Raw genomic sequence first — 22,855 nt, 5'->3', positions numbered from 1 at the left:
AAAGGAATTGAAACCATTCCGTTGTTTTATAAATATTTTGTGGAGTTATCGAAATAACTTCCGCTAAACCTTTGTCAAAGTTCCAAACTTTGACAAAGGTTATCCCTAAAAATCCGTTTATTCATAAGTGAGTAAACGGTTTTTTTATGGCCCCAATTCGGGCTATTCGCTGCAAGTCCTCGTCCGTGGGTTGGTTTTTTGTCGGTTTGGTCTCGGCTTCCGTTGGTCGCCGGCCCAACTCGCAAAAAAGCTCAACCCCGTCCTGCGGGCTTTCCGCTACTATCCCGGGTGCAAATTGTGCAATCAACCAATTTCTTGAAACTTGAAACTTGAAACCTGAAACCTGAAACCTGAAACTTGAAACTTGAAACTTGAAACCTGAAACAAATTACAACAATTTAAAATTTTTGGCGTTAAATTTGTAATCATCAATCAACATCAATCATCATGCTAAAAAAATTCTTCCTCCTTTGTTCGGGTTCCGACAAAGAGATTATCGAAAGTTGTTCCAACGGCGAACAAAACAAATATGCCGGAATTGGTGCTACTGTTTTCTTTACAGCCGTTATGGCCTTTATTGCCGGTAGTTATGCTCTTTACACGGTTTTCGATAACGTTTATACCGCTGTGTTTTTCGGATTGGTTTGGGGTTTACTTGTTTTCAACCTCGACCGATTTATTGTTTCCACCATCAAAAAAAGAGACAGTTCTCTGGATGAGTTCATTCAAGCTTCTCCTCGAATTGTGTTGGCAATTATTATCGCCATTGTCATTTCAAAACCGTTGGAAATTAAAATTTTTGAAAAAGAAATCAATACCGTTTTGTTGAAAGAGAAAAACGAAATGGCAATGACTAATAAAAAGCAAGTGACCAATTATTTCCAAACCGACGTCAATCAAAACAAAGCTCAAATTGACAGTTTAAAGTCAGACATCCTTAAAAAAGAAAAAGAAGTCAACGATCTATATGCCGTTTTCATCACCGAAGCCGAAGGAACAGCCGGTACCAAAAAATTGGGCAAGGGTCCGGTTTATAAAGAAAAACGTGAAAAACACGATGCAGCCTTGCAAGAATTAGCCGCTTTAAAAACTACCAATCAAACCAAAATTGCTGAATTGGAAGAAAAAGGGAAACTTCTTCAAACCAATTTAGATAAAAAAGTAACCGAAACACAACCCATCATCGATGGTTTTGATGGTTTAATGGCACGAATCAATGCGTTGGATAAATTGCCTTGGCTTCCGTCTTTTTTCATCATGTTGCTTTTCTTGGCCATCGAAACATCTCCAATTATTGCAAAATTATTATCACCCAAAGGTGAATATGATTTCAAACAAGAAGATGGCGAATGGGCAGTCAAAAACGTGTTGGCTCAAAACAAATACCAAAGCGAATTGCAAAAGCAAACCGATGCTTCCATTTACGATAAAGTGTATGCTGATATTCGTGAAGATAAAGCTTTATACGATTACAAGAAAAAACGAGCCATCGAATTGTTAGAATTGCAAGCGGATGGATTTGTGGAAAAACAGAAGAAATCGCTTTAATCTTATTTAACCGCAGTACGCGAAGGTTTAGCTAAGTTCACAAAGGTGTTTTTAGCGTTCTTTGCGTAATCCTTTGCGAACTTTGCGGTTAGGAATCTAAAACTTCACTTTGCACTTTCTTCGTCAAACTCTTAAAAACCAATTCATACGAATGGTTAATGAGTTCCCGCATCATTTTATCATCCACATCGCTGTGAAAAGCAATCGTGTTCCAATGAATTTTACTCATGTGATAGCCGACCGTTATCGCATCATATTCGGCACGTAGTTCCAATGCTTTTTCCGGGTCACATTTTAAGTTTAACGAAGGTGTTCCGTTTTCCCATTCTTTTAAAGAAGTCAAACAGAACATTTTTCCACCCACTTTAAAAACTAAAGTGTCTTCATCGAAAGGGAAATGTTCGGTGACGCCTTTTTTTGTTAAGCAAAAATCATATAGTTGTTGAATATTCATTTTTCAAAATTAATTTATTTTTATGAATTGTTGAACTAGTGTTTGATTTTAAAGAAGTTACATTTGATTAAGTTTAATTTTTACTCACTTCAAATGCAAAATCCAATTACTAAAAACCAGCTGTGCGATGTTTTTTCTTCTGTAAATAATAGAACTATTCCTTTTGTTAATCAGGAAGAATATTTAGTAAACGGACAATTTAAACGCTGGAACGGACCATTTAACACTATTTACGCTGCCATTTGTAAACCAACGGGCGGTGACAATCTAAAACGTATTTTAATCGGTAAAATTCCTAAAACGGGTTTACCGGAAGCCTTTGAATGTCTAGAAAGTGCCGAAGTAGCATACAACAATGGATTTGGAGAATGGCCATTATTATCGGTTGAAAAAAGAATTGCTCACGTAGAACATTTTATAGGAGAAATGATTGCGTTAAAATCGGAGGTGGTTGACTTGCTCATGTGGGAAATTGGAAAATCTGAAAAAGATGCCGAAAAAGAATTTGACAGAACAATCAAATACATTTATGATACGATTGAATCGCTAAAAAAATTAGAGAGAAAATCGGCTTCTTTCACCTTAGAAGAAGGAGTCATTGGTCAGATACGCAGATCGCCTTTAGGAATTACATTGTGCATCGGACCTTATAATTATCCGTTGAATGAGACCTACACTTTGCTCATTCCCGCACTAATTATGGGCAATGTAATTTTGTTTAAACCACCAAAACATGGCTGTTTGTTACATTATTGTCTGTCTAAAGCAATAGAAAAGAGTTTTCCAAAAGGTGTTGTAAATTATCTTTACGGGAAAGGTGGCGAAATAGTTCAGCCATTAATGAATACCGGAAAAATTAATGTTTTAACCTTAATTGGTTCGAGTAAAGTAGCTTCGGATATTAAAAAAGCGCATCCAAAAGTAAATCGATTGCGAGCTATTTTGGGATTAGATGCTAAAAATCCTGCCATAATTTTAGAGAATGCCAATCTAGATAATGCCGTGGAAGAATGTTTGTTAGGAAGTCTTTCTTTTAATGGACAACGGTGTACGGCTCTTAAAATTTTGTTTGTACATGAAAACATTAAAGATGAATTCATAAAAAAATTCTGTGAGAAAGTTGATGCGTTAAAATTTGGAATGCCTTGGGACGAAAAAGTACAAATAACACCTTTGCCGGAAGATAACAAACCGGAATACCTGAATGCATGTATTGCTGATGCAGAAAGTAAAGGAGCGAAAATTATGAATCAAAATGGTGCAGTTCAAAATGGATCTTTATTTTTTCCAGCTGTAGTTTATCCCGTTAAGGAAGGAATGAAATTATATCGTGAAGAACAATTTGGACCTGTTGTTCCTATCGTTTCTTTTAGTGATATGCAACAACCAATCGATTATATGATAACATCCAATTATGGTCAACAAGTGAGTATTTTTGGCACAGACACACAAGAAATCTCACATCTAATGGATGGATTAGTTAACCAAGTTTCTCGGGTAAACTTAAACGTTCAATGCCAACGCGGACCTGATACTTTCCCTTTTACAGGAAGAAAAGATTCTGCTGAAGGAACACTTTCTGTTTATGATGCACTTCGTTCATTTTCTATCAGAACTGTGGTTGCCACAAAGGAAAATAAAGAAAATACAGCGATTATTAATAAAATTGTATCTGATGGGGAATCGAATTTTTTATCAACAAAGTTTATATTTTAGATTTGAGTCTTTCTTTATAGTTAATGTTTGCAGTCGTCGTAAAAGCAACTACAGAATGCTGTAAATTATTGGCTTACTCGGACTCGCATCATTCTGAAACGAAGCAATCTGCAAATTCAACAAATATGAATCATCTTTTACTTCATCATCCACAAAAATCAATTCCGTTATCGTGGCATTTTTTCGTGCATCGTCATTCAAATTATTCACGTCTTTCACATTCCAAAATGCTTTGTGTGCTAATAATTTTCCTTCATCTTTTTCTTTATCAACGCTTGGTAAATCGATAAGCAAATGTTGAATGCCTTTTTCACGAATAAAAGTAGCTGCTTCTTCGTGTAGATAAGGCGGATTGGTGTGGGAATAATTCTTTGATTTTTTTTCGATTAAATTGGGTAAGGTTCGGATGATAATGGCTTCAGGGGAGACGTTGCGGTGAAACTTCTGTACATTCAATGCTTTTTCCAATTGATTTTTTGTTATCACAAAATCGTCTCCTTGTTGTTCCGGTTGGATGGAAAGTAGTTCAGCCGTAAAGAAAAATGTTTTTAATGCTTGATTGATAGAGTAAAATTCTTTGGTAATATGTCCCAAACATTCCGTGTGTGTCCCATGGCCGTGCGGATTGAAAAAAATATTATTGAAATTGGTTGTGGCACCGCCTTTCACACTTCCCACCCACGAACCAAAACGAACGGGTTCTATCTGCGGTTTTTCGATGTACCAGGCAATCGGATTGTTTTCAGTATTGGATAAAGGCAGTGAAATATCAATGGGTTTTGATAAATCTACTTGGAAGGTTTTTTTTTGGTGGGTGATGGTTGCTTTCATTTATGCTGAACTTGTTTCAGCATCTTTCAAATCTGAAATTAGTTTCAAATTTCAAAAAGACACTTTTTTACAATTCCAAATATAAATCTTTTAATTCAGGATTTGAAATTTTTGCTAAATTCCACTTCCATTCTTTATGCCAATTTTTAAGTTATTTTTCTCTTGCAAAAGCATCATGATAATTGTCAAATTCTTCAAAATATATTAGTATTGTCACATTATATTTTTTTGTAAAAACCGCACCTTTTCCATCTTTATGACAATCTATACGATTTTTTAAGTCTTTTGTTGCTCCAACATACAAAACAGTGAGATTATTATTTGTTAAAATATACGTATATCCTTTTTGCATAGTATGTGATTTAATTTTCAAAAGATGCTGAAACTAGTTCAGCATGAATAAGTCTGATGCAATCCCATCACTCAAAAACTTTCCTTTTCGAGTGGTTCGCAAAATGTTTTCATCTACAAAAAGCAAATGATCTTCAATGTATTTGGCCGCTTGTTGGTTGAGGTAATCTAAATAGGATTGACCAAATTCGGTTTGAACTCGGTCGAGTGAAATCCCCCAAATCGTTCGCAATCCCGTCATCACATATTCATTATACCGATCGGTTTTGGATAAAGTTTCCGTTTCAATAGGTAATTTTCCTTCCTCAATTGATTTGATATATAAAGTGTTATTCGACACATTCCAACCGCGTTTTTCGCCATCATAACTATGAGCTGACGGACCAATACCAATGTATTTTTTACCCAACCAATAACTCGAATTGTTTTTAGAAAAGTAGTTTTCCTTCCCAAAATTGGATAATTCGTAATGAATGAATCCGGCTTCTTCCAGTTTTTCAACCAAAATTTCAAAATGTTCCTGAGCGACTTCGTCTTCCGGTGCAGGAATTATTCCTTTTTGAATAAATGAGTGTAAAGCTGTTTTTGGCTCTACAGTTAACGCATAACTAGAAATATGCGGAATGCCAAAAGACAAAGCGGTTTCGATATTCTGAATCCATTTTTCATTGCTCATTCCCGGAATTCCGTAAATCAAATCGAGGGAAATATTGTCAAAATGTTTCGCCGCTTCTTCCAAGCACTTCTTAGCTTCATTGGAATTGTGAGCCCGATTCATCATCTTTAAATCCTCTTCAAAAAAAGATTGAATGCCGATAGATAATCGATTAATTGACGAATTGGCTAATTGACGAATGGTCTCATTATCCAAATCATCAGGATTCGCTTCAACTGTTATTTCAGGATTTTCAACTATATTATAGTTTTTAAAAACTTCCTCAATCAGCAATCGTAAATCTTCAATAGATAGAACAGAAGGCGTTCCACCGCCGAAATAAATGGTTTCAACCACAACATTTTTGAATTCTTCTTTCCGCAGCTGAATTTCTTTCGCTAAAGCCAAAACCATCTCGTCTTTCTTTTTCATGGAAGTAGAAAAATGGAAGTCGCAGTAATGACAAGCTTTTTTGCAGAAAGGGATATGTATGTAGATGCCGCTCATTTTAGTGTTCAGTATTCAGTTTTTAGCGTTCAGACTTTTAGTAATCAGATTTTAGTAAAAGTACAATTATGCACAAATGGACTGAACACTAAAAACTGACCACTGACCACTATTTTTTCACTCCAAATTTTTCAGGATTCAATAACATATAATTTATCAGTTTGCCAACTTCAAGGCTTTGTTCTGTTAACTCGCTAAATTTTTCGTTAGAAATGTATTTGCATGCCACACAGTATTCTAGCCATCCTTGCGTCTCTGAATTTTCAGCATCGGAATCTGTCAATTTACTATGAAAATGTTTGGGATATTCTCTTTTTCTGTAAGCTTCAGCTATGGTTATAGAAACACTTCTAGAACTTCGCCTGATTTGGTCAGTCAATGAGTAAATCTCTTCCTTTGGAAATGATTTCGATAATTCAAAAATATTCATTGCCAAGGAAAATGACTTTTTATAAGCTAATAAATCTTGAAATTTCATATTTAAAAAATTTATAAATTCTAAATGTTTTAAGAAAACATAGAGGCACTAATTCACTGACCACTAAAAACTGACCACTGACCACTACTACTTCACTCGATTCTCATTATTCTTCACAAACGCGTCCCAACCAGTATAACTTTTCTCTCCAATCACTTTCCCCGAATTAAAAAAATGACAAACTGCTGCCGCCAATCCATCCGTAGAATCCAAATTTTTTGGCAATTCTTTCAAACCTAATAATTGTTGCAACATTTTGGCTACTTGTTCTTTACTGGCGTTTCCATTTCCGGTGATGGCCATTTTGATTTTTTTAGGTTCATATTCGGTAATTGGAATTTGTCTTGACAAACCTGCTGCCATCGCCACACCTTGAGCTCTTCCAAGTTTGAGCATGGATTGCACGTTTTTGCCGAAAAACGGAGCTTCAATGGCAATTTCATCGGGATGATGGGTTTCAATCAACTCAATCGTACGTTCGAAAATGACTTTCAACTTGGTGTAATGATCGTTATATTTACTCAAAATTAATTCGTTCAACTGAATGAATTCCATTTTTTTATTGACGACTCTTATTAAACCAAATCCCATAATTGTCGTTCCGGGGTCGATGCCTAAGATGATGCGTTCGTTTGCCAAAAATAAGAGTTTAAAAGATTACTATTTAAAAGTGTAAAGTTTTGCTTTACTTTGTACTGATGGTTACATTATCTCACAAAGCTAAACAATTCTCATTGGTTCTCGCAAAACTTTTGCTTGTGGGTGGATCACTTTATTATCTGTTCCAACAATTGCAACAAAAAAGCTTTTCAAATTTTGATGGAATTGTGTCTAATTTTTCTGCTTTCAGTTTGCTGGGTATTATATTATTAAGTGTTTTGAATTGGTTATTTGAATTTTTGAAATGGAAAAATTTAGTTTCCAGTTTCCATAAAATAACTTTCAAACAATCCGTTGAACAATCGTTGGGCTCATTGACGGCTTCCATTTTTACGCCTAATCGGGTTGGGGAATATGTGGCCAAATGTTTGTATTATTCAAAAGAAAAAACAAAGCGGATAATTTTTTTGAATTTTTTAGGCAATATTACTCAGATGATGGTAACTGTTTTTTTTGGAGTTTTTGGTGTGCTTTTTTATTTTATTTTCTCTCCTTTTTCTTTTGATATTGAATACAACGCAAATGAAAAGGGTTTGATTTTCTGGCTTCCAATTCTTTTAGTTATACTTCTCTCTGTTTTGCTTTTTTATTATAAAAAAATCAATTTTTATGGTTATTCAGTGGAGAAAATAATGGTTAAAATGCAATTATTTCCTGCTCGAAAACACTTTGTAAATGTTCAATATTCGTTGCTTAGGTATATTATTTTTTCGCATCAATTTTATTTTTTGTTATTGATTTTCCAAATAGACATTCCTTATTCAGATGCTATTCTTACCATTTTTACCATGTATTTTTTAGCTTCTGTTATACCTAGTATTCATTTGATGGATGTAATTATAAAAGGTAGTGTAGCGTTATTTTTATTTGGAAAATTAGGCGTTAATGAATGGGTAATTGCTTCGATTACGATAATTATGTGGTTCTTTAATTTAGTTATTCCGTTACTATTAGGGAGTTTTTTTGTGTTGAAGTTTAAACCAAAATTGGATTTGTAATGATGTTTATTTATGTATCTATTACAATTTATGTGATTTTATTATTCCTATTTTGTGTAGCATTTAAAAAAGTAAAGCGATTTTCACCTTCTTCAAAAGAACCTAAACATTCTTTTTCAATTGTTGTTCCTTTTCGAAATGAAGCTCATAATTTGCCGCAACTTTTAAGATCAATTGAACAGTTAACTTATCCGATTGAAAAATTTGAAGTGATTTTAGTTGATGATGAATCTTCAGATGGCTATCGGGTTTCGAGTTACGGGTTTCGAGTTGTTGAATTGAAAAGCATACGAAATTCAAATTCTCCAAAGAAAGATGCTATTCAAACTGCGATTACCGGTTCAAATTTTGATTGGATCATTATAACCGATGCTGATTGTGTGGTCTCGAAAAATTGGTTACTTGATTTAGATATTTTTATTCAAACCGAAAAAAATGAAATGGTTTGTGGTCCGGTTTTGTTTAAAAAGCAAAATAATTTTTTATTTGATTTTCAACAAATTGAAATGCTGAGTCTACAGTCTGTTACGATTAGTAGTTTTGGATTGAAAAAGCCGTTTATGTGTAATGGTGCTAATCTTGCCTACACCAAAAAAATATTTCATGAAGTCAATGGTTTTGAAGGTAATTCGACTATTGCCAGTGGTGATGATGTTTTTTTATTGCAAAAAGTTGTCGTCCAATTTCCTGAAAAAGTTGGGTTTTTGTTAAATTCAAATTATGTTGTTGAAACAAATTCGGCCCAATCATGGAAAGAACTTTTTTATCAACGCGTTCGTTGGGCGGGTAAATCAACAGCTTATTCCATTTTCTTTGGAAAGTTTGTTGCTTTAGTCATCTTGTTTGGAAATTTAGCCTTTATCATGGCAATATCTTTTCTTTGTATGGGTTTTTTTAAACTGATACCAATTTTTATCTTCAAAATTTTAGTTGATTTGTTTTTGGCTAATCAAACGTCAGCATTTTATCAAATAAGAATGAATAATAGGCTTTTAACAGCATTGTTTTATCCTTTTTTTAGCTCAGCAGTTGCTCTTTATTCTTTGTTTGGAAAATATGAATGGAAAGACCGAAAGATATAACCGGAACTTGTGGTTAGCAAATCAAATAAGTAACTTGCGACATATTATTACAATTGACTTTGCTTTTAAAATCAAAATTTATGTTGTATTCAAAAATAGAAGGTAAAGGTAAACCACTCATAATTCTGCATGGATTTCTAGGGATGTCTGATAATTGGAAAACCCTCGGAACTCAATTTGCAGCAAACGGATTTCAAGTTCATATGCTTGATTTAAGAAATCACGGACGAAGTTTTCATTCAGATGCATTTAATTATAAGGTCATGATGAGTGATGTGGCAGAATATTGTCGTTTTCACCAATTGACAAAAATTGATATCATTGGTCATTCCATGGGCGGTAAAGTAGCTATGCTTTTAGCGGTTGAGTACCCTGAATTAGTTGAAAAGCTAGTTGTCGCTGATATTGGTCCTAAATATTATCCGTCTCATCATCAGGATATTTTAGCAGGATTGGACGCTGTAGATTTTTCACATAAACCGGATCGAAATCAAGTAGAGGAAGTCTTACAAAAAAACATCCCCGATTTTGGTATCCGCCAATTTTTAATGAAAAGTTTGTTTTGGAAAGAACCGGGTCAATTGGCTTTCCGATTTAATTTGGAGGTTTTTAAAAAAGAAATTGAACAAATCGGAACAGCATTAACAGATAGTCAACGATTTGATAAGCCTACTTTGTTTATAAGAGGAGGAAATTCGAAATACATTTTGGACGACGATTTTCAAACTATTCAGTCTCATTTTCATAATTCAAAAGTTGAAACAATTCCAAATGTTGGACATTGGTTGCATGCCGAGGACCCTCAACTATTTTTTGAAATTGTAATTGGTTTTTTGAATACATAATATTTTTTTTGTATTTTTATTAAAAATATACCTTATGAATTTACTTATTCGAATTTTAATCACAGCCGGTTTAGTTTTATTAATAGCTAATTTTCTTCCGGGTGTAAAAGTGGAGAGTTTTGTTCAATCGATTTATGTAGCCATTATTTTAGGATTACTTAATTTGTTTATCAAACCAATTATTATCTTGTTTACTTTGCCGGTAACGATACTAACGTTAGGGCTGTTTTTACTTGTAATTAATGCAATTATTGTCCTCTTGTGCAGCAATATTGTAGGTGGTTTTCATGTTGAATCATTTTGGACAGCTTTGTTTTTTAGTATCATCTTATCTGTTTTGCAATCTATTGTTTATAAACTAACAGGCGGGGAAGAGTAATTTTACGGATGATGAGCTAAAATACAATCATTTAAAAACTTGGTTGGGTTGCAAAAAAGTTATACTTTTGCAACCCAATTTTAGTTTATAAATCACAAGAAATGAATATTACAAGAACCAATGTGGATGCTTTGAATGCGGTGGTTACCGTAGCGGTTTCCAAAAATGATTATGCTTCAAAAGTAGAAAAAGTATTAGCTGATTATCGCAAAAATGCTTCTATTCCAGGTTTTAGAAAAGGTGCTGTGCCAATAAGTTTAATTCATAAACAATACAGAAAAGCAGTATTATTAGAAGAAGTAAATAAAGTTTTGCAAGAAAATTTAAATAAATATTTAGTAGATGAAAAATTAGATATTTTAGGAAATCCACTTCCAAAAGTAACAGAAGATTTCGATTGGGATAAAGAAGATTTTTCTTTTGATTTCGAATTGGGATTAGCTCCTGAGTTTTCAGTTGATTTAGCTGCAAAAAATAACATTACCAGCTTCAAGATTATTGCTGACGATAAAATGTTAAAAGACCAAGTGGAAAGAATCCAAAAGCAATATGGAAAATTAATTTCTAAAGATACGGTTGAAGAAGAAGATGACTTGAATGTAACCTTTACAAATGAAGCTAACGGAATCAATAATACAACGTCTATTTCGTTAGATGTTTTTAAAGATAAAAAAGCTGCAAAAAAATTCATTGGAAAAAAAGTTGGTGAAAGTGTAGAATTAAGTACCAAAGGTTTATTTGATGACGACCATAAATTGATGGATTTTCTTAAAGTTGATCATGATTTAGTGCATGGTTTAGATGTTGATGTTTCTGCTACAATTGAAGGAATTACAACCAGTGAAAAAGCAGAATTGAATCAGGAATTATTCGATAAATTATTTGGCGAAGGCAACGTAACTTCAGTCGACGGAGTGAAAGCTAAAATCAAAGAAGACGCTGAAAAACAATTTGTTCAACAAGCAGATCAAAAGTTTTTAAATGATGTGACTGAGTTTTTGTTGGAAAGCACAAAATTTGATTTGCCGGCTGAATTTTTAATTAAATGGTTGCAACATTCGGGTGAAAAACACTTAACGGATGCAGAAGCCAGAGAAGAGTTTTTAAAATCAGAAAAAGGCCTTCGTTACCAATTAATTGAAGGGAAAATAATGACGGAAAACAATTTGCAAATCACTTTTGAAGATTTGAAAGCGTTCACCTCTGAATTAATTAAGAAACAAATGGCACAATTTGGTCAAATGAATCCAACTCAGGAGGATATTGATGGCATTGTAGCTCGTGTGCTTTCTAACCAAGATGAAGTGAAAAGACTGTCGGGGCAAGTCATGAATGAAAAAATGCTTGGGCTTTTTAAAGAGAAAGTAAAAGCTAAAACAAAAGAAGTTTCTTACGATCAGTTCGTTAAAGAAATGTACGGAGAATAATAATTTCAAAAAAATTAGTATCTTTGGGCTTCGAATGTATATTTGACGCTCATTTACATTTAAAAATGTGCACTTAAAATTGTTTTTTTAAAATGAATATAGGAAAAGAATTTAAAAAATTTGCTACTAAACACCATGGTGTAAATAGTATGTATTATGATAAAATTGTAAGTGGAATGACGCCTTACATAATCGAAGAACGTCAGATGAATATTTCTCAACTTGACGTTTTTTCGCGTTTGATGATGGACAGAATTATCTTTTTGGGAACAGGAGTTGATGATTATGTAGCCAATATTATTCAAGCACAATTGTTGTTCTTAGAAAGTGTTGATGCTTCTAAAGACGTTCAAATTTACATTAACTCTCCGGGAGGAAGCGTTTATGCAGGATTAGGAATTTATGATACAATGCAATACATAAAACCTGACGTAGCGACAATTTGTACCGGTATGGCTGCTTCGATGGGAGCTGTTTTATTATGTGCCGGAGCAGCAGGAAAACGTTCTGCTTTACCACATTCAAGAGTAATGATTCACCAACCTTCTGGAGGAGCACAAGGTGTTGCAACAGATATGGAAATCAATCTTCGTGAAATGTTGAAGTTGAAAGATGAATTATATCAAATTATCTCTACTCATTCCGGTCAAACTTTTGAAAGAGTCCACAAAGACAGTGAACGCGATTATTGGATGATTGCTGACGAAGCCAGAGAATATGGTATGATTGACGAAGTATTAAGAAGAAAATAGTTTTGGTTATTTGTATGGCTCACAAGCCAAATTAACAATTACTTATAACCTTTTACCCAAATAAAATGGCAAAAGAAATGATGGAATGTTCTTTCTGTGGAAGAAAGAAACCCGAAACGAATTTGTTAATCGCCGGAATTGATGCACACATTTGTGATAAATGCATTGAACAAGCACATGGTATTGTTTTAGAAGAACTGAAACAAAGCAAACACGCACAGGGTCTAGGTAATGATTTAGTGCTAAAAAAACCCAAAGAAATTCGAGAATTTTTAGATCAGTATGTTATTGGGCAGGACCAAACCAAAAAAGTGATGTCGGTTGCTGTTTACAATCATTACAAACGGTTAATGCAGAAAAATAGTGATGATGACGTTGAAATTGAAAAAAGCAATATCATTATGGTAGGACAAACCGGTACAGGAAAAACATTAGTAGCTAAAACAATTGCTCGAATGTTAGGTGTTCCGCTTACAATTGTAGATGCAACCGTTTTAACAGAAGCCGGTTATGTGGGTGAAGATGTGGAAAGTATTTTGACACGATTACTTCAGGTAGCTGATTATGATGTAGCTAAAGCAGAAAGAGGTATAGTTTTCATTGATGAAATCGATAAAATTGCCCGTAAAAGTGATAATCCATCTATTACGCGTGATGTTTCCGGAGAAGGTGTTCAACAGGCTTTGTTGAAATTATTAGAAGGAACAGTAGTGAATGTTCCACCAAAAGGAGGCAGAAAGCATCCCGATCAAAAATTTATTGAAGTAAATACACAAAACATATTGTTTATTGCCGGTGGAGCTTTTGATGGAATCGAAAGAATAATTTCCAAAAGATTAAATCGTCAGGCATTAGGCTATAGTGCTTCAGCTAAAGTTGACAATGTAGATAAAGATAATTTAATGCAATACATTATTCCAAAAGACATTAAAGATTTTGGGTTAATTCCTGAAATTATCGGGCGTTTACCGGTATTGTCTTATATGAATCCTTTGGATAGAGAAACACTTCGAACTATTTTGACAGAACCTAAAAATGCATTAATAAAACAATATAAGAAATTGTTTGAAATGGATGGTGTAGCATTTTCAATTTCTGAAGAAGCCTTAGATTATATTGTCGATAAAGCCTTAGAATACAAATTAGGAGCACGTGGATTACGTTCACTTTGTGAAGCTATATTAACGGATGCTATGTACGATTTGCCTAGTTCAGACGAAAAAATATTGCACATCGAAAAAAGTTACGCTGAACACACGTTAAATAAAAACATGTTACAACGTTTGAAAGCAGTATCCTAAAAAGTAGATAGAAAAATTATACTAGTCCTGAAGTTTTTACTTCAGGATTTTTTTGTGGAATAAGTTGAAAATTCTCTTTTTTAATGTTTATTTCACATCGTTTTCCCGGACCGCAACCTAAACGTTTTGGTCCACAAGAATATAAAAAGATACAAATTAAGAAAAGAATTATTTTTTTCATTTTAAACTTGTTCAACATATTGCATTCGTAAAAGTTGCTCTAAATAGGTGCGTTCATTTGATAACCGTGGAATTTTATTTTGACCACCTAATTTATCTTTTTCTTTTAACCAATCATAAAATAATTGTGGACGGGCAACATTGATTATTAAGGGATTTAATGTCATGTTATTGCGTCTTTTAGCTTCATAATCAGAATTTAAGGCTTGCAACGTGTCGTCTACTATTTTTCTAAAAAAACCAATGTTTTCCGGGGGTTTTTTAAATTCTATTACCCACTCGTGAGCTCCTTTTTTCTTACCTTCCATAAAAACCGGAGCAACAGTATAATCAACAATTTCTGATTCGGTTTCTAAACATGCTTTGGCAATAGCCTTATCTGTGTTTTCAACAATTAATTCTTCGCCAAAGACATTGATAAAATGCTTAGTTCTGCCGGTAACTCGAATTCGATGTGGATTTAAGGAAGTAAATCGGACGGTGTCACCAATTAAATACCGCCATAATCCTGAGTTTGTTGTTATAACAACGGCATAATTTTTAAACAATTCAACATCTGCTAAACGAACTACTTTTTGATTTGTAGTTCCGAAGGTTTCCATTGGAATAAATTCATAAAATATTCCATAATCCAACATCAACAATAAGTCATTAGAATTGTTTAAATCTTGAATTGCAAAAAAACCTTCTGAAGCATTGTAGATTTCATAATAATTGAAATCACTTTTTGGAAATAGCTTTTTGTATTGTTCACGATAGGGGTCAAAACTAACTCCTCCATGAAAATATACTTCGGCATTTGGCCAAATTTCTAACAAATTAGTTTTGCCGGTTTCTTCCAAAACTTTATTCAGTAAAACCATCATCCATGACGGTACTCCTGCTAAACTAGTCACATCTTCATAAATGGTTTCTTGAACTATAGCCATTAATTTTATTTCCCAATCGCCCATTAAGGAAACGCGATTGCTTGGCGTAGAACTAAATTCAGCCCAAATAGGCATATTATCAATTAAAATTGCAGATAAATCACCAAAGAAAGTATTATTATCTTCATATAATTCTTTACTGCCTCCTAGGCGTAAACTTTTACCTACAAACAATTGTGAATCTTCGTTGTTGTTTAAGTACAAACTCAGTAAATCTTTACTGGCTTTATAGTGACAATTTTCCAAAGCTTCATTGCTTACTGGAATAAATTTACTTTTAGCGTTTGTTGTTCCGCTCGATTTTGCAAACCATTTAATAGAAGTGGGCCAAAAAATATTTTGCATTCCTTTTCGGGTTTGTTCGATCATCGGTTCTAAGTCTTCGTAACTCGAGATTGGAATGCGTTTGGAAAATTGGCTATAATGTGTAATGGAATTAAAATCATATTGCCTACCAACAACTGTGTTTTCAGCTGTTTTTAACAATGTTAACAACAATTCCTCCTGGACTTCATTTGGGTATTTGATAAACAATTCAATTTGGTGAATTCGTTTTTTTAATATCCAACTGGCAATGGAATTGATTATAGGTAATGGCATTGTTAAATTTTTTTTAAAATCAACATTCAATAATTTTTCTGTTGCGTTTCCAATTTTATCAAAAGTAACATTTTTTTGAATACTAAAATTCTAAAAATATTATATAGATTTTGAATTCTAATAAATAGTTTTAATAAAAGGTATTTGACTAATTTTTTAAAGGCTGAACAAATAATAATTAAACAGTGACATCAAGATGTTTTTATTGATTTTATTAACACTTTTAAATGAAATGACTCTTTTTTATTAATTAATTAGATATTTATTTAAAAAAATAATACATATAAACTGACATATGTCATCTTTTTTATTTTTTTTCCAATGGAAATTTGTGCTATAATTTAAAACCTCCAAAATATGAAAAATTTAGTAAAAATGATTTTAAAAGCATTTTATATGTTTTTATTGATCATAACTGTTACTGGTTTTGCTCAAAAAACATATACTTTAGATGCAAAACCACAATTAAAAATAATAGGAACTTCCAATATACATGATTGGGACATGATTTCTGAGACAGCAAGTGGAAATCTTGTTGCTGTTGTTGAAAATAATAAACTGACAACTATTAAATCGCTTGTTGTTGAACTGCAAGCAGAGAGTCTTAAAAGTGAAAAAAGTGGTTTAGATAAAAATGCTTACAGAGCATTAAAAACAGATAAATTCAAAATAATAAAATTTGACCTTAAATCTTCTTCAAAACAGACTGATGGTACTTGGAATTTTACTGGTGTTTTCACAATAGCCGGAGTTTCTAAACAAGTTACACTCAAAGTAAAAGAAACATCAACAATTGGACAGTATACTTTTGAAGGTAGCTATTCTTTTAAACTGACAGATTACAAAATCACACCTCCAACTGCATTATTGGGTACAATTAAAACCACAGATGCCGTTGTTGTTAACTTCAAAGTAAAATTTAAATAAGTAATCAATTAAAAACAATCAATAAATAACCTCAAACATTTTTAATTATGAAAAAATTATTTACAAGCGTTATTGTACTTTTAACATCAATAACCATAGGACAAGCTCAAGACCTTCCAAATTGGAGACCTTACGACAAGAATGGAATTAATGTTTTTGAAGCTCCAAAAGATACTGCAACTACGTTTGATAAAGTAAGAGTAAAAGTTGGTGGTGCATTTGCGTTACAATATCAAGCATTAGATCATGAGAATACTGCTGTTCCAGTTATGAATACCAGTACTCCACCTGTAAATCTTAACCAATTAATTGAAATTGGAAATAATTTTAACTTGCCAACTGCCAATTTAGATTTAGACGTTGAATTGTATGATGGTGTGAACATGCATTTAAGAACTTATTTATCTTCTCGTCATCATCCCGAACCTTATGTTAAAGGTGGTTATATTCAAATTGATAAATTAGAATTTATCAGTAAAGGTTTTATGGCAAATGCTATGAAATACCTTACTTTAAAAATAGGTCATATGGAAAATAATTATGGTGATGCCCATTTCAGAAGAACTGATAATGCATTAGCTTTGTACAATCCATTTGTTGAAAGTTATTTGATGGATTCTTTTACAACAGAAGTTGGTGCCGAATTGTATTTTAGAAAAAATGGTTTTATAGCGATGCTTGGAGCAACCAATGGTAAATTAAATCAAGGTGTAAATAATCCAGGTGCAACAAGTCCTTCAACGTTGATAAAAATAGGATACGACAAACAATTGAATGAGCAATTAAGAACAAGAATTACAGGTTCTGTATACCATACAGCACAATCAGCAAGAAATTATTTGTATGCTGGTGATAGAGGGGGTTCAAGATATTATTTTGTGATGGAAAATGCATTGGCTAGTGCTTCTGCAAATTATACTTCTGGTAGAATTAATCCTGGGTTAAACAATGAATTAACTGCTATTATGATTAATCCTTTTGTAAAATATAATGGATTTGAATTTTTTGGTTTGTTTGAAACTTCGACAGGTAAAAATAACAATGAAGTTGACAAAAGAACTTTTACACAACTTGGAGCTGAGCTTTTATATCGTTTTGGAAAAACAGAACAGTTTTATGTGGGTGGTAGATATAATTCCGTTTCAGGCGAAACAGCTTCAACCGGAAGTGGAACTTCACTTGCTGCAGGTGATGATATAGATGTTTCAAGATATAATTTTGCAGCCGGTTGGTTTATGACCAAAAATATATTAACAAAACTTGAATATGTTAATCAAAAATACGACGGATATAGAAACACTAATATTTTAAATGGTGGTGGATTCAACGGATTTGTTTTTGAAGCGACTATTTCATTCTAATATAACAAGATGCGTGTTTTTAGTATCACAATCACAATGGCAGTAATGCTATTTTCAACACCAAAAGAATATTTATTGGTAAGTTCAAAACAGTTTACTGTTCATGGCACTACTTCAATTGGAGGTTTTGAATGTACGTATGATTTAAAAACTAAAGACACGCTTTTTTTTAATAATAAACATAAAATCTCAAGGGTCACTCACAGTATTCCTGTAAAAGAATTTGGGTGTGGCAATTTTATACTGAATTCAGATTTTAGAAAAACACTTAAAGCAAAGGAGTATCCTAAAATTAATATTGAGTTGTCAAATTTCAAAAAAATAAATGAATACTTTTATTGTGATCTTGGATTATTCCTTGTTGGGAAACAGAAAATCTATAAAAACCTCAAATTAAAGTCAAGTAAAAATAATATTTATGGAGATGTTTTACTCAACTTTAGTGATTTTGAACTTAAGTCTCCAAAAAAAATAGGAGGTATGGTAAAAGTTGATGAACTAATAAGAATATCAGTTTCATTAGAAACACATTAGATTTGTAAGTTATATAATCACTCGGAATTGATTTTTTTCAACTCTGAGTTTTTTTATTTATAGGATAGTAATATGGTAAAGTAATGAAAGGAATACATTAATTTTACCTTTTAGAATTAATTAAGAAGATTATAAATTTTAATAGTTTTATAAATGACTTACGAAGGTGTTCTCACTAAAATGCAAACAGAATTGGCTAATCCCATTCAATATTATTTAGTGTTTGAAAACAGTTTTTTAAACCTAAATCAATTGTTAGATAAAGAACTGGAAATCAGTTTTCAAGGTTATCAATGTTTGCATTGTGGTAAGAAAAAGAAAATTTTCCGTCAAGGCTATTGTTATGATTGTTACATGTCAAGTGCTTCAGTTGGAGATTGGATTATGAAACCGGAATTGAGTACGGCCCATTTGGATATTGAAGACCGTGATTTGGACTATGAAAGAAAAGTGCAATTACAACCACATATTGTTTATCTGGCTCTTTCAAGTGAAGTGAAAGTTGGTGTTACTAGAGGTACACAAATTCCTACCCGATGGATTGATCAAGGAGCAGTACAGGCTATTCCAATTCTGGAGCTACCTAATCGTTATCTTGCCGGAATAACGGAAGTAGCTTTAAAAGACAACTATGCAGATAAAACGAATTGGCAAAAAATGCTCAAAAACGAAGTTCCGCAAGTTGATTTAATACAGGAAAGAATAAAAGCGGGAAACTTTCTACCAAACGAAGTTAGAGATTATTATGCTGAAAATAATAGCCTTCTATATGAGTTTCATTATCCCGTGTTAACTTATCCAAAAAAAGTAGCCAGTTTAAGTTTAGATAAAACACCTTTTTTTCAAGGCAAACTTTCCGGAATAAAAGGGCAATATTTACTTTTTCAAGACGGAACGGTTTTTAATGTTCGAACTTTTGAGGGATATGTGGTAAAGTTCTCATTATAAAAAAACCTACCAATCGGTGGGGAAATTTTTAGTTGTCTTTTTTCTTAGGTTTTAATAAACTGTTTAGACCTTCTTTTACTTTATCTTTTATTTCTTGTTCTTTAGTAACAGGCGTCTTTGTTTTAGTAGTATCAGTCGGTTTTGTGTTTTGATTTATCAAATTTTTAAGAGCAGAAGTTCCTTGATTGATAAGTTTTTGTTTTTGTTGTTCCACAAGTTGAATGGCTAATTTCGTCGTGGCTTGTTTTATATCCGTTGTTATTTTTGGATTTGTAAAATTGCCACTCATCAAAGCAGTTATTGGTATATTTTGAAGTTTGGCAGCATCAGCCGGAGATAATTTTGCTATTAAATTATTTATTTCGGGACCTAAATATTTTGTTGGAACATCAAATTTTACATTATAATTCATCGATTGATCAAAACCATGCGTTCCACCAACGTTTACAGTGATGTCTTGGTATTTTATATCAAAAGGTTTCACGTTTACTTTTCCATCTTTAAAAGACAAATAAGTTTTTAAGTCATTCAGGTTCAATTTTTTTAAATCAATAAAACTCACTTGATTGTCTAAAGCATTCAACAATGTTGAATTGGAAGCATTTATTGTTGTAGAAAGTAATTGCCCCATTAAATCTCCTGAAATAGATTTTAAATCAGGAGTCATTTCTTTAGCATCTAAATTTCCGGAAACTCTGATGGTAGAATTTAATTTCCCGTTAATTAAATTGGCAATTGGAGCAATGCTTTTCATCATATCCAACTGCGTAAAGGTCTCACTAATGTTTACGGAATTTAAATCTAAATTCATTGCAAATGTGGGCACTTTAGTTTTCGTTGAAACATTTCCGTTTAACCCAATCTTACCCCCAAAAATGTTTGTTTTTACATTTTCAAGCGTTACATTTTCATCTTTTACGATTAATTTACCTGAAACGTCTTTCAAGGTTAAATTATCGTATAAAACCGTATTGGCTTTTGCGTTTAACGTAACGTCTAAAAATGCCGGAATCTTCATGGCTTCACTTTTTTTCTGACCTTCTTTTGTTGGTTCTTCCGTAGTCATGAAATCACTTACTGTTAATTGATTGGAACTCATGTTGAAATTTCCTTTCAAATTTTGATCGTTAAACAAATATCCATAGAAATTTTCCAAAACTCCATTCACATTAATGTCACTTTTTCCGGTTTGTGCCGCAAATTTCTGCAAGTTCAACGTACTTGGATTAAACTGAACAATCGCTTCGCTAATATTCATTCCTTTTCCGTTTTCGTCGGTATATTTAAATCCGGTTACACTTACTAAACCTGCATTTTGAATGTTTTGATATTGTTCTTTTTCCACCGATTGCATATCAAATTTTGTCGTTACATCGGCTTTTAAAATTCCGGAAAGCGGTTTGTCTACTTTTATAGGATAGGCTTGCGATAAATTACTCAAATTAATTGTTCCTTTTAAAGTGGCATCAATTAAAGCATTTTCAGTTATGTTTTTTATAGAAGCTTTTGCATTAAAAATGTCTTGATCAATTTTAAACGAAAGATTATCGATAGCTACGTAGGTATCATTCATCAGACCGGTTTCGTTTATGATTTTGGTATCAATTGCAATGTTCTCAACAGATTTTGGTAAATAGGGATATTTTATGGAGGCATTGGCTGACGCGATAACCAACTCAAATTTCGGAATGGTTGAATCGGTATACAATCCTTTTGCGAAACCTGAAACTACAAAATCACCCGATGTTTTAATTTTATCCAAGTCTCCTTTATAGGCAGATGGGATTAGCCCTAAAAAATTTTTAAATGAAGAACTAGGGGTGTGAAACATTAAATCAAATAACTGTCCGTTTTCAACCAATTGGATAAATCCTTTAAATTCAAGCGGTAATTGATTTACCAGGGCTTTGTTGTTTTTAAATTCATATTTACTTTTTTCTAAATCAAGACCTAAGACCGCATCAAGTGTAATGGCAACCTTGTTCATGTGATTGATTTTGTTATAGTATACACTTAAATTTCCTGATGAATTTGTTATTAAATCTAATTTAGAGGCGGCAAAATTTCCTTTTCCATTGTGTTGAATATCATTAATAATTACATTCATTGTTGATGCCTCGTCAAGATATTTGAATTTTAAATTACTAATTGAATAGTTTTGAATATTGAGTTTGAAAGGTTTGCTTTTGGATGAAGTATCGTCTTTCTGGTCTTTTTGGGCAATGTCGAAATTCCCAATACCCTCTTTGTTAAAAATGATATTTACTAAGCCGTTTTTACTTGAAAATGATTCTAATTCCATTGCTTCACCATCAGCTTTGAAAAGTTGCTTGACAGACATTTTCAGGTTCAATTCACCGGAATAAAAAAGTGTATCACCTTCAAAGGGTGCTTTGTTGAGGATGCTTAATTTATCAATCGTAATATTTGCTTTCGGAAAATTTTTAAATAAACTTAAACTGACATCTTCAAAGGCAACTGTAGCATCTACTTTTCCATTTATTGATTTTAAAACCAATTCTTTAATTTTATCCTTAAATAAAAAGGGAGTAATTGCTAAAGCGATAATTACGATTGCTAAAAATATACCAAATCCTTTTAAAATTTTCTGGAACATCTGCTTATGATATAATTTGGAGTTTCTGCCTAAAACGAAAAGTTATTCTTTTTTGTTGTTATTATGGTGTTAATCTAATACTAATTCTTCGCCTCTTTTCAGGTTAAATCGTTTTTGAAATAAATATACAGCGGTATATAAAAGAGGTGTATCTAAAAGAGCAAAAATTACTTTAAACAAAAATCCACTCAGCATTAACTTAGGAAATAAATCCCAAGGTAATATTTTAAAACTACAGAGCAAAAACAATACCGCAAATGTATCCACGAATTGTGAAGTGAAAGTAGAAAAATTATTTCTTAGCCAAAGCATCTTTCCTTTGGTTACTTTTTTCCAAAAGTGGAAGATGTAAATATCAATATATTGAGCGGTTAAATAGGCAATCATAGAGGCTAAAACGGCTAAAGCAGTTTGACCAAAAACCTTTGAAAACAGTTCGTCATTGACAGGCGAATTTTCAATTGCCGGAACCGAGTTGGCAACATAAATAATCAGCAACGAAAAAATAGAAGCAAAAATACCGGAGGTTACGACTTGATTGGCTTTTTTTCTACCATATATTTCAGAAATGATATCTGTAATTAGAAAAGTTAAGGGGTATGGTAAAATGCCAACTGAAATTTCAAATCGATAAATACCAAAGAAATCCCAATAAAAAAATTTCTGAAAAATTAAATTTGAGACAACCAATGAGGCTATAAATAAGGCTCCTAAGGCAAAATAGATTTTGTAGGCCAATAGTTTGTCTTTTGTTTCCAATGCTTTTTTTAACAAA

Annotated in this window: 24 protein-coding genes; 14 read left to right on the top strand and 10 right to left on the bottom strand. The window is 32.6% G+C overall.

Annotation, left to right across the window (positions count from 1 at the left end):
• The first annotated feature begins 447 nt into the window (after positions 1–447).
• Positions 448–1,548, top strand: a complete 1,101-nt coding sequence (locus ACIQ2Z_RS04220; protein WP_396182910.1) for a DUF4407 domain-containing protein — start codon at positions 448–450, stop codon at positions 1,546–1,548.
• Positions 1,549–1,636: 88 nt separating this feature from the next.
• Here the strand turns inward: ACIQ2Z_RS04220 and ACIQ2Z_RS04215 are convergent, their stop codons facing one another.
• A complete protein-coding gene (locus ACIQ2Z_RS04215) occupies positions 1,637–2,002 on the bottom strand; it encodes an MmcQ/YjbR family DNA-binding protein (protein WP_396182909.1) in 366 nt (121 codons plus the stop codon).
• A 93-nt stretch (positions 2,003–2,095) separates the two neighbouring features.
• Between ACIQ2Z_RS04215 and ACIQ2Z_RS04210 the strand changes: the two genes are divergently transcribed.
• Positions 2,096–3,718, top strand: coding sequence for an NADP-dependent glyceraldehyde-3-phosphate dehydrogenase (locus ACIQ2Z_RS04210; protein WP_396182908.1), 1,623 nt, complete (start codon positions 2,096–2,098; stop codon positions 3,716–3,718).
• A 48-nt stretch (positions 3,719–3,766) separates the two neighbouring features.
• On the opposite strand, the gene ACIQ2Z_RS04205 is transcribed toward ACIQ2Z_RS04210, so the two are convergent.
• From ACIQ2Z_RS04205 to hemW, 3 genes are all read right to left on the bottom strand, one after another.
• Positions 3,767–4,549, bottom strand: coding sequence for a cyclase family protein (locus ACIQ2Z_RS04205; protein WP_396182907.1), 783 nt, complete (start codon positions 4,547–4,549; stop codon positions 3,767–3,769).
• A gap of 151 nt (positions 4,550–4,700) precedes the next feature.
• A complete protein-coding gene (locus ACIQ2Z_RS04200) occupies positions 4,701–4,901 on the bottom strand; it encodes a GIY-YIG nuclease family protein (protein ID WP_396182906.1) in 201 nt (66 codons plus the stop codon).
• Between the two features lie 33 nt (positions 4,902–4,934).
• On the bottom strand, positions 4,935–6,062 hold the full coding sequence (gene hemW, locus ACIQ2Z_RS04195) for a radical SAM family heme chaperone HemW (RefSeq protein WP_396182905.1): 1,128 nt from the start codon (positions 6,060–6,062) through the stop codon (positions 4,935–4,937).
• On the opposite strand from hemW, the gene ACIQ2Z_RS04190 reads away from it, so the two are divergent.
• Complete coding sequence (locus tag ACIQ2Z_RS04190; RefSeq protein WP_396182912.1) at positions 6,000–6,161, top strand: hypothetical protein; 162 nt, start codon at positions 6,000–6,002, stop codon at positions 6,159–6,161. The genes hemW and ACIQ2Z_RS04190 overlap by 63 nt on opposite strands.
• A 10-nt stretch (positions 6,162–6,171) precedes the next feature.
• Here the strand turns inward: ACIQ2Z_RS04190 and ACIQ2Z_RS04185 are convergent, their stop codons facing one another.
• Complete coding sequence (locus tag ACIQ2Z_RS04185; protein ID WP_396182904.1) at positions 6,172–6,540, bottom strand: four helix bundle protein; 369 nt, start codon at positions 6,538–6,540, stop codon at positions 6,172–6,174.
• 87 nt (positions 6,541–6,627) lie between these two features.
• Entirely contained in the window at positions 6,628–7,179 is a 552-nt protein-coding gene (gene ruvC / locus ACIQ2Z_RS04180; protein ID WP_396182903.1) for a crossover junction endodeoxyribonuclease RuvC, read from the bottom strand.
• A 59-nt stretch (positions 7,180–7,238) separates the two neighbouring features.
• On the opposite strand from ruvC, the gene ACIQ2Z_RS04175 reads away from it, so the two are divergent.
• The 7 genes from ACIQ2Z_RS04175 to clpX all read left to right on the top strand — a co-directional run bounded on the left by ACIQ2Z_RS04175 (position 7,239) and on the right by clpX (position 13,984).
• Positions 7,239–8,198 carry a lysylphosphatidylglycerol synthase domain-containing protein gene (locus ACIQ2Z_RS04175; RefSeq protein WP_396182902.1) on the top strand — a complete coding sequence of 320 codons (960 nt, stop codon included), beginning with the start codon at positions 7,239–7,241 and terminating at the stop codon, positions 8,196–8,198.
• Positions 8,198–9,280, top strand: coding sequence for a glycosyltransferase (locus ACIQ2Z_RS04170; protein WP_396182901.1), 1,083 nt, complete (start codon positions 8,198–8,200; stop codon positions 9,278–9,280). The genes ACIQ2Z_RS04175 and ACIQ2Z_RS04170 overlap by 1 nt, the downstream gene beginning before the upstream one ends.
• Positions 9,281–9,360: 80 nt before the next feature.
• The gene (locus ACIQ2Z_RS04165; protein ID WP_396182900.1) at positions 9,361–10,125 is read left to right on the top strand and encodes an alpha/beta fold hydrolase; all 765 of its coding nucleotides are present in this window, start codon (positions 9,361–9,363) and stop codon (positions 10,123–10,125) included.
• A gap of 34 nt (positions 10,126–10,159) precedes the next feature.
• Positions 10,160–10,504 carry a phage holin family protein gene (locus ACIQ2Z_RS04160; RefSeq protein ID WP_396182899.1) on the top strand — a complete coding sequence of 115 codons (345 nt, stop codon included), beginning with the start codon at positions 10,160–10,162 and terminating at the stop codon, positions 10,502–10,504.
• A gap of 101 nt (positions 10,505–10,605) precedes the next feature.
• A complete protein-coding gene (gene tig, locus ACIQ2Z_RS04155; protein ID WP_396182898.1) occupies positions 10,606–11,931 on the top strand; it encodes a trigger factor in 1,326 nt (441 codons plus the stop codon).
• A 92-nt stretch (positions 11,932–12,023) separates the two neighbouring features.
• Positions 12,024–12,683: an ATP-dependent Clp endopeptidase proteolytic subunit ClpP gene (gene clpP, locus ACIQ2Z_RS04150; RefSeq protein ID WP_290858375.1), complete on the top strand. Its 660-nt coding sequence runs from the start codon at positions 12,024–12,026 to the stop codon at positions 12,681–12,683.
• A 65-nt stretch (positions 12,684–12,748) separates the two neighbouring features.
• Positions 12,749–13,984 (top strand): ATP-dependent Clp protease ATP-binding subunit ClpX, encoded by a 1,236-nt coding sequence (gene clpX / locus ACIQ2Z_RS04145; RefSeq protein WP_396182897.1) that lies wholly within the window; start codon positions 12,749–12,751, stop codon positions 13,982–13,984.
• 16 nt (positions 13,985–14,000) lie between these two features.
• Here clpX and ACIQ2Z_RS04140 read toward each other — a convergent pair whose 3' ends face one another.
• Together ACIQ2Z_RS04140 and ACIQ2Z_RS04135 are read right to left on the bottom strand one after the other, a co-directional pair.
• Positions 14,001–14,165: a hypothetical protein gene (locus ACIQ2Z_RS04140; RefSeq protein ID WP_396182896.1), complete on the bottom strand. Its 165-nt coding sequence runs from the start codon at positions 14,163–14,165 to the stop codon at positions 14,001–14,003.
• Position 14,166: 1 nt separating this feature from the next.
• A complete protein-coding gene (locus ACIQ2Z_RS04135; RefSeq protein ID WP_396182895.1) occupies positions 14,167–15,693 on the bottom strand; it encodes a GH3 auxin-responsive promoter family protein in 1,527 nt (508 codons plus the stop codon).
• A 357-nt stretch (positions 15,694–16,050) separates the two neighbouring features.
• Between ACIQ2Z_RS04135 and ACIQ2Z_RS04130 the strand changes: the two genes are divergently transcribed.
• The 4 genes from ACIQ2Z_RS04130 (at position 16,051) to ACIQ2Z_RS04115 (ending at position 19,463) form a co-directional block, all read left to right on the top strand.
• Positions 16,051–16,620, top strand: coding sequence for a YceI family protein (locus tag ACIQ2Z_RS04130; protein WP_396182894.1), 570 nt, complete (start codon positions 16,051–16,053; stop codon positions 16,618–16,620).
• 47 nt (positions 16,621–16,667) lie between these two features.
• Positions 16,668–17,981, top strand: coding sequence for a hypothetical protein (locus ACIQ2Z_RS04125; protein ID WP_396182893.1), 1,314 nt, complete (start codon positions 16,668–16,670; stop codon positions 17,979–17,981).
• A gap of 9 nt (positions 17,982–17,990) precedes the next feature.
• Positions 17,991–18,515 (top strand): hypothetical protein, encoded by a 525-nt coding sequence (locus ACIQ2Z_RS04120; RefSeq protein WP_396182892.1) that lies wholly within the window; start codon positions 17,991–17,993, stop codon positions 18,513–18,515.
• Positions 18,516–18,668: 153 nt separating this feature from the next.
• Positions 18,669–19,463 carry a DUF2797 domain-containing protein gene (locus ACIQ2Z_RS04115; protein WP_396182891.1) on the top strand — a complete coding sequence of 265 codons (795 nt, stop codon included), beginning with the start codon at positions 18,669–18,671 and terminating at the stop codon, positions 19,461–19,463.
• A 28-nt stretch (positions 19,464–19,491) separates the two neighbouring features.
• Here ACIQ2Z_RS04115 and ACIQ2Z_RS04110 read toward each other — a convergent pair whose 3' ends face one another.
• On the bottom strand, positions 19,492–22,080 hold the full coding sequence (locus ACIQ2Z_RS04110; protein WP_396182890.1) for an AsmA-like C-terminal region-containing protein: 2,589 nt from the start codon (positions 22,078–22,080) through the stop codon (positions 19,492–19,494).
• 69 nt (positions 22,081–22,149) lie between these two features.
• Positions 22,150–22,839, bottom strand: a complete 690-nt coding sequence (locus ACIQ2Z_RS04105; protein WP_396182889.1) for a queuosine precursor transporter — start codon at positions 22,837–22,839, stop codon at positions 22,150–22,152.
• Between the last annotated feature and the right edge of the window lie 16 nt (positions 22,840–22,855).

The sequence above is a fragment of the Flavobacterium sp. genome (genome assembly GCF_044361015.1).
Classification (GTDB): Bacteria; Bacteroidota; Bacteroidia; order Flavobacteriales; family Flavobacteriaceae; genus Flavobacterium.
The sequence above is the reverse complement of the archived record's forward strand: the minus strand, read 5'-3'. Positions and strand labels throughout refer to the sequence as shown.

Coding starts and splice junctions, on each gene's coding strand:
- ACIQ2Z_RS04165 (WP_396182900.1), top strand. CDS start 9,361: ATGTTGTATTCAAAAATAGAAGGTAAAGGTAAACCACTCATAATTCTG.
- ACIQ2Z_RS04220 (WP_396182910.1), top strand. CDS start 448: ATGCTAAAAAAATTCTTCCTCCTTTGTTCGGGTTCCGACAAAGAGATT.
- clpP (WP_290858375.1), top strand. CDS start 12,024: ATGAATATAGGAAAAGAATTTAAAAAATTTGCTACTAAACACCATGGT.
- ACIQ2Z_RS04205 (WP_396182907.1), bottom strand. CDS start 4,549: ATGAAAGCAACCATCACCCACCAAAAAAAAACCTTCCAAGTAGATTTA.
- ACIQ2Z_RS04215 (WP_396182909.1), bottom strand. CDS start 2,002: ATGAATATTCAACAACTATATGATTTTTGCTTAACAAAAAAAGGCGTC.
- ACIQ2Z_RS04160 (WP_396182899.1), top strand. CDS start 10,160: ATGAATTTACTTATTCGAATTTTAATCACAGCCGGTTTAGTTTTATTA.
- ACIQ2Z_RS04140 (WP_396182896.1), bottom strand. CDS start 14,165: ATGAAAAAAATAATTCTTTTCTTAATTTGTATCTTTTTATATTCTTGT.
- ACIQ2Z_RS04125 (WP_396182893.1), top strand. CDS start 16,668: ATGAAAAAATTATTTACAAGCGTTATTGTACTTTTAACATCAATAACC.
- clpX (WP_396182897.1), top strand. CDS start 12,749: ATGGCAAAAGAAATGATGGAATGTTCTTTCTGTGGAAGAAAGAAACCC.
- ACIQ2Z_RS04175 (WP_396182902.1), top strand. CDS start 7,239: ATGGTTACATTATCTCACAAAGCTAAACAATTCTCATTGGTTCTCGCA.
- ACIQ2Z_RS04200 (WP_396182906.1), bottom strand. CDS start 4,901: ATGCAAAAAGGATATACGTATATTTTAACAAATAATAATCTCACTGTT.
- ACIQ2Z_RS04210 (WP_396182908.1), top strand. CDS start 2,096: ATGCAAAATCCAATTACTAAAAACCAGCTGTGCGATGTTTTTTCTTCT.
- ACIQ2Z_RS04115 (WP_396182891.1), top strand. CDS start 18,669: ATGACTTACGAAGGTGTTCTCACTAAAATGCAAACAGAATTGGCTAAT.
- ACIQ2Z_RS04185 (WP_396182904.1), bottom strand. CDS start 6,540: ATGAAATTTCAAGATTTATTAGCTTATAAAAAGTCATTTTCCTTGGCA.
- hemW (WP_396182905.1), bottom strand. CDS start 6,062: ATGAGCGGCATCTACATACATATCCCTTTCTGCAAAAAAGCTTGTCAT.
- ACIQ2Z_RS04110 (WP_396182890.1), bottom strand. CDS start 22,080: ATGTTCCAGAAAATTTTAAAAGGATTTGGTATATTTTTAGCAATCGTA.
- ACIQ2Z_RS04120 (WP_396182892.1), top strand. CDS start 17,991: ATGCGTGTTTTTAGTATCACAATCACAATGGCAGTAATGCTATTTTCA.
- tig (WP_396182898.1), top strand. CDS start 10,606: ATGAATATTACAAGAACCAATGTGGATGCTTTGAATGCGGTGGTTACC.
- ACIQ2Z_RS04170 (WP_396182901.1), top strand. CDS start 8,198: ATGATGTTTATTTATGTATCTATTACAATTTATGTGATTTTATTATTC.
- ACIQ2Z_RS04190 (WP_396182912.1), top strand. CDS start 6,000: ATGGAAGTCGCAGTAATGACAAGCTTTTTTGCAGAAAGGGATATGTAT.
- ACIQ2Z_RS04135 (WP_396182895.1), bottom strand. CDS start 15,693: ATGCCATTACCTATAATCAATTCCATTGCCAGTTGGATATTAAAAAAA.
- ACIQ2Z_RS04130 (WP_396182894.1), top strand. CDS start 16,051: ATGAAAAATTTAGTAAAAATGATTTTAAAAGCATTTTATATGTTTTTA.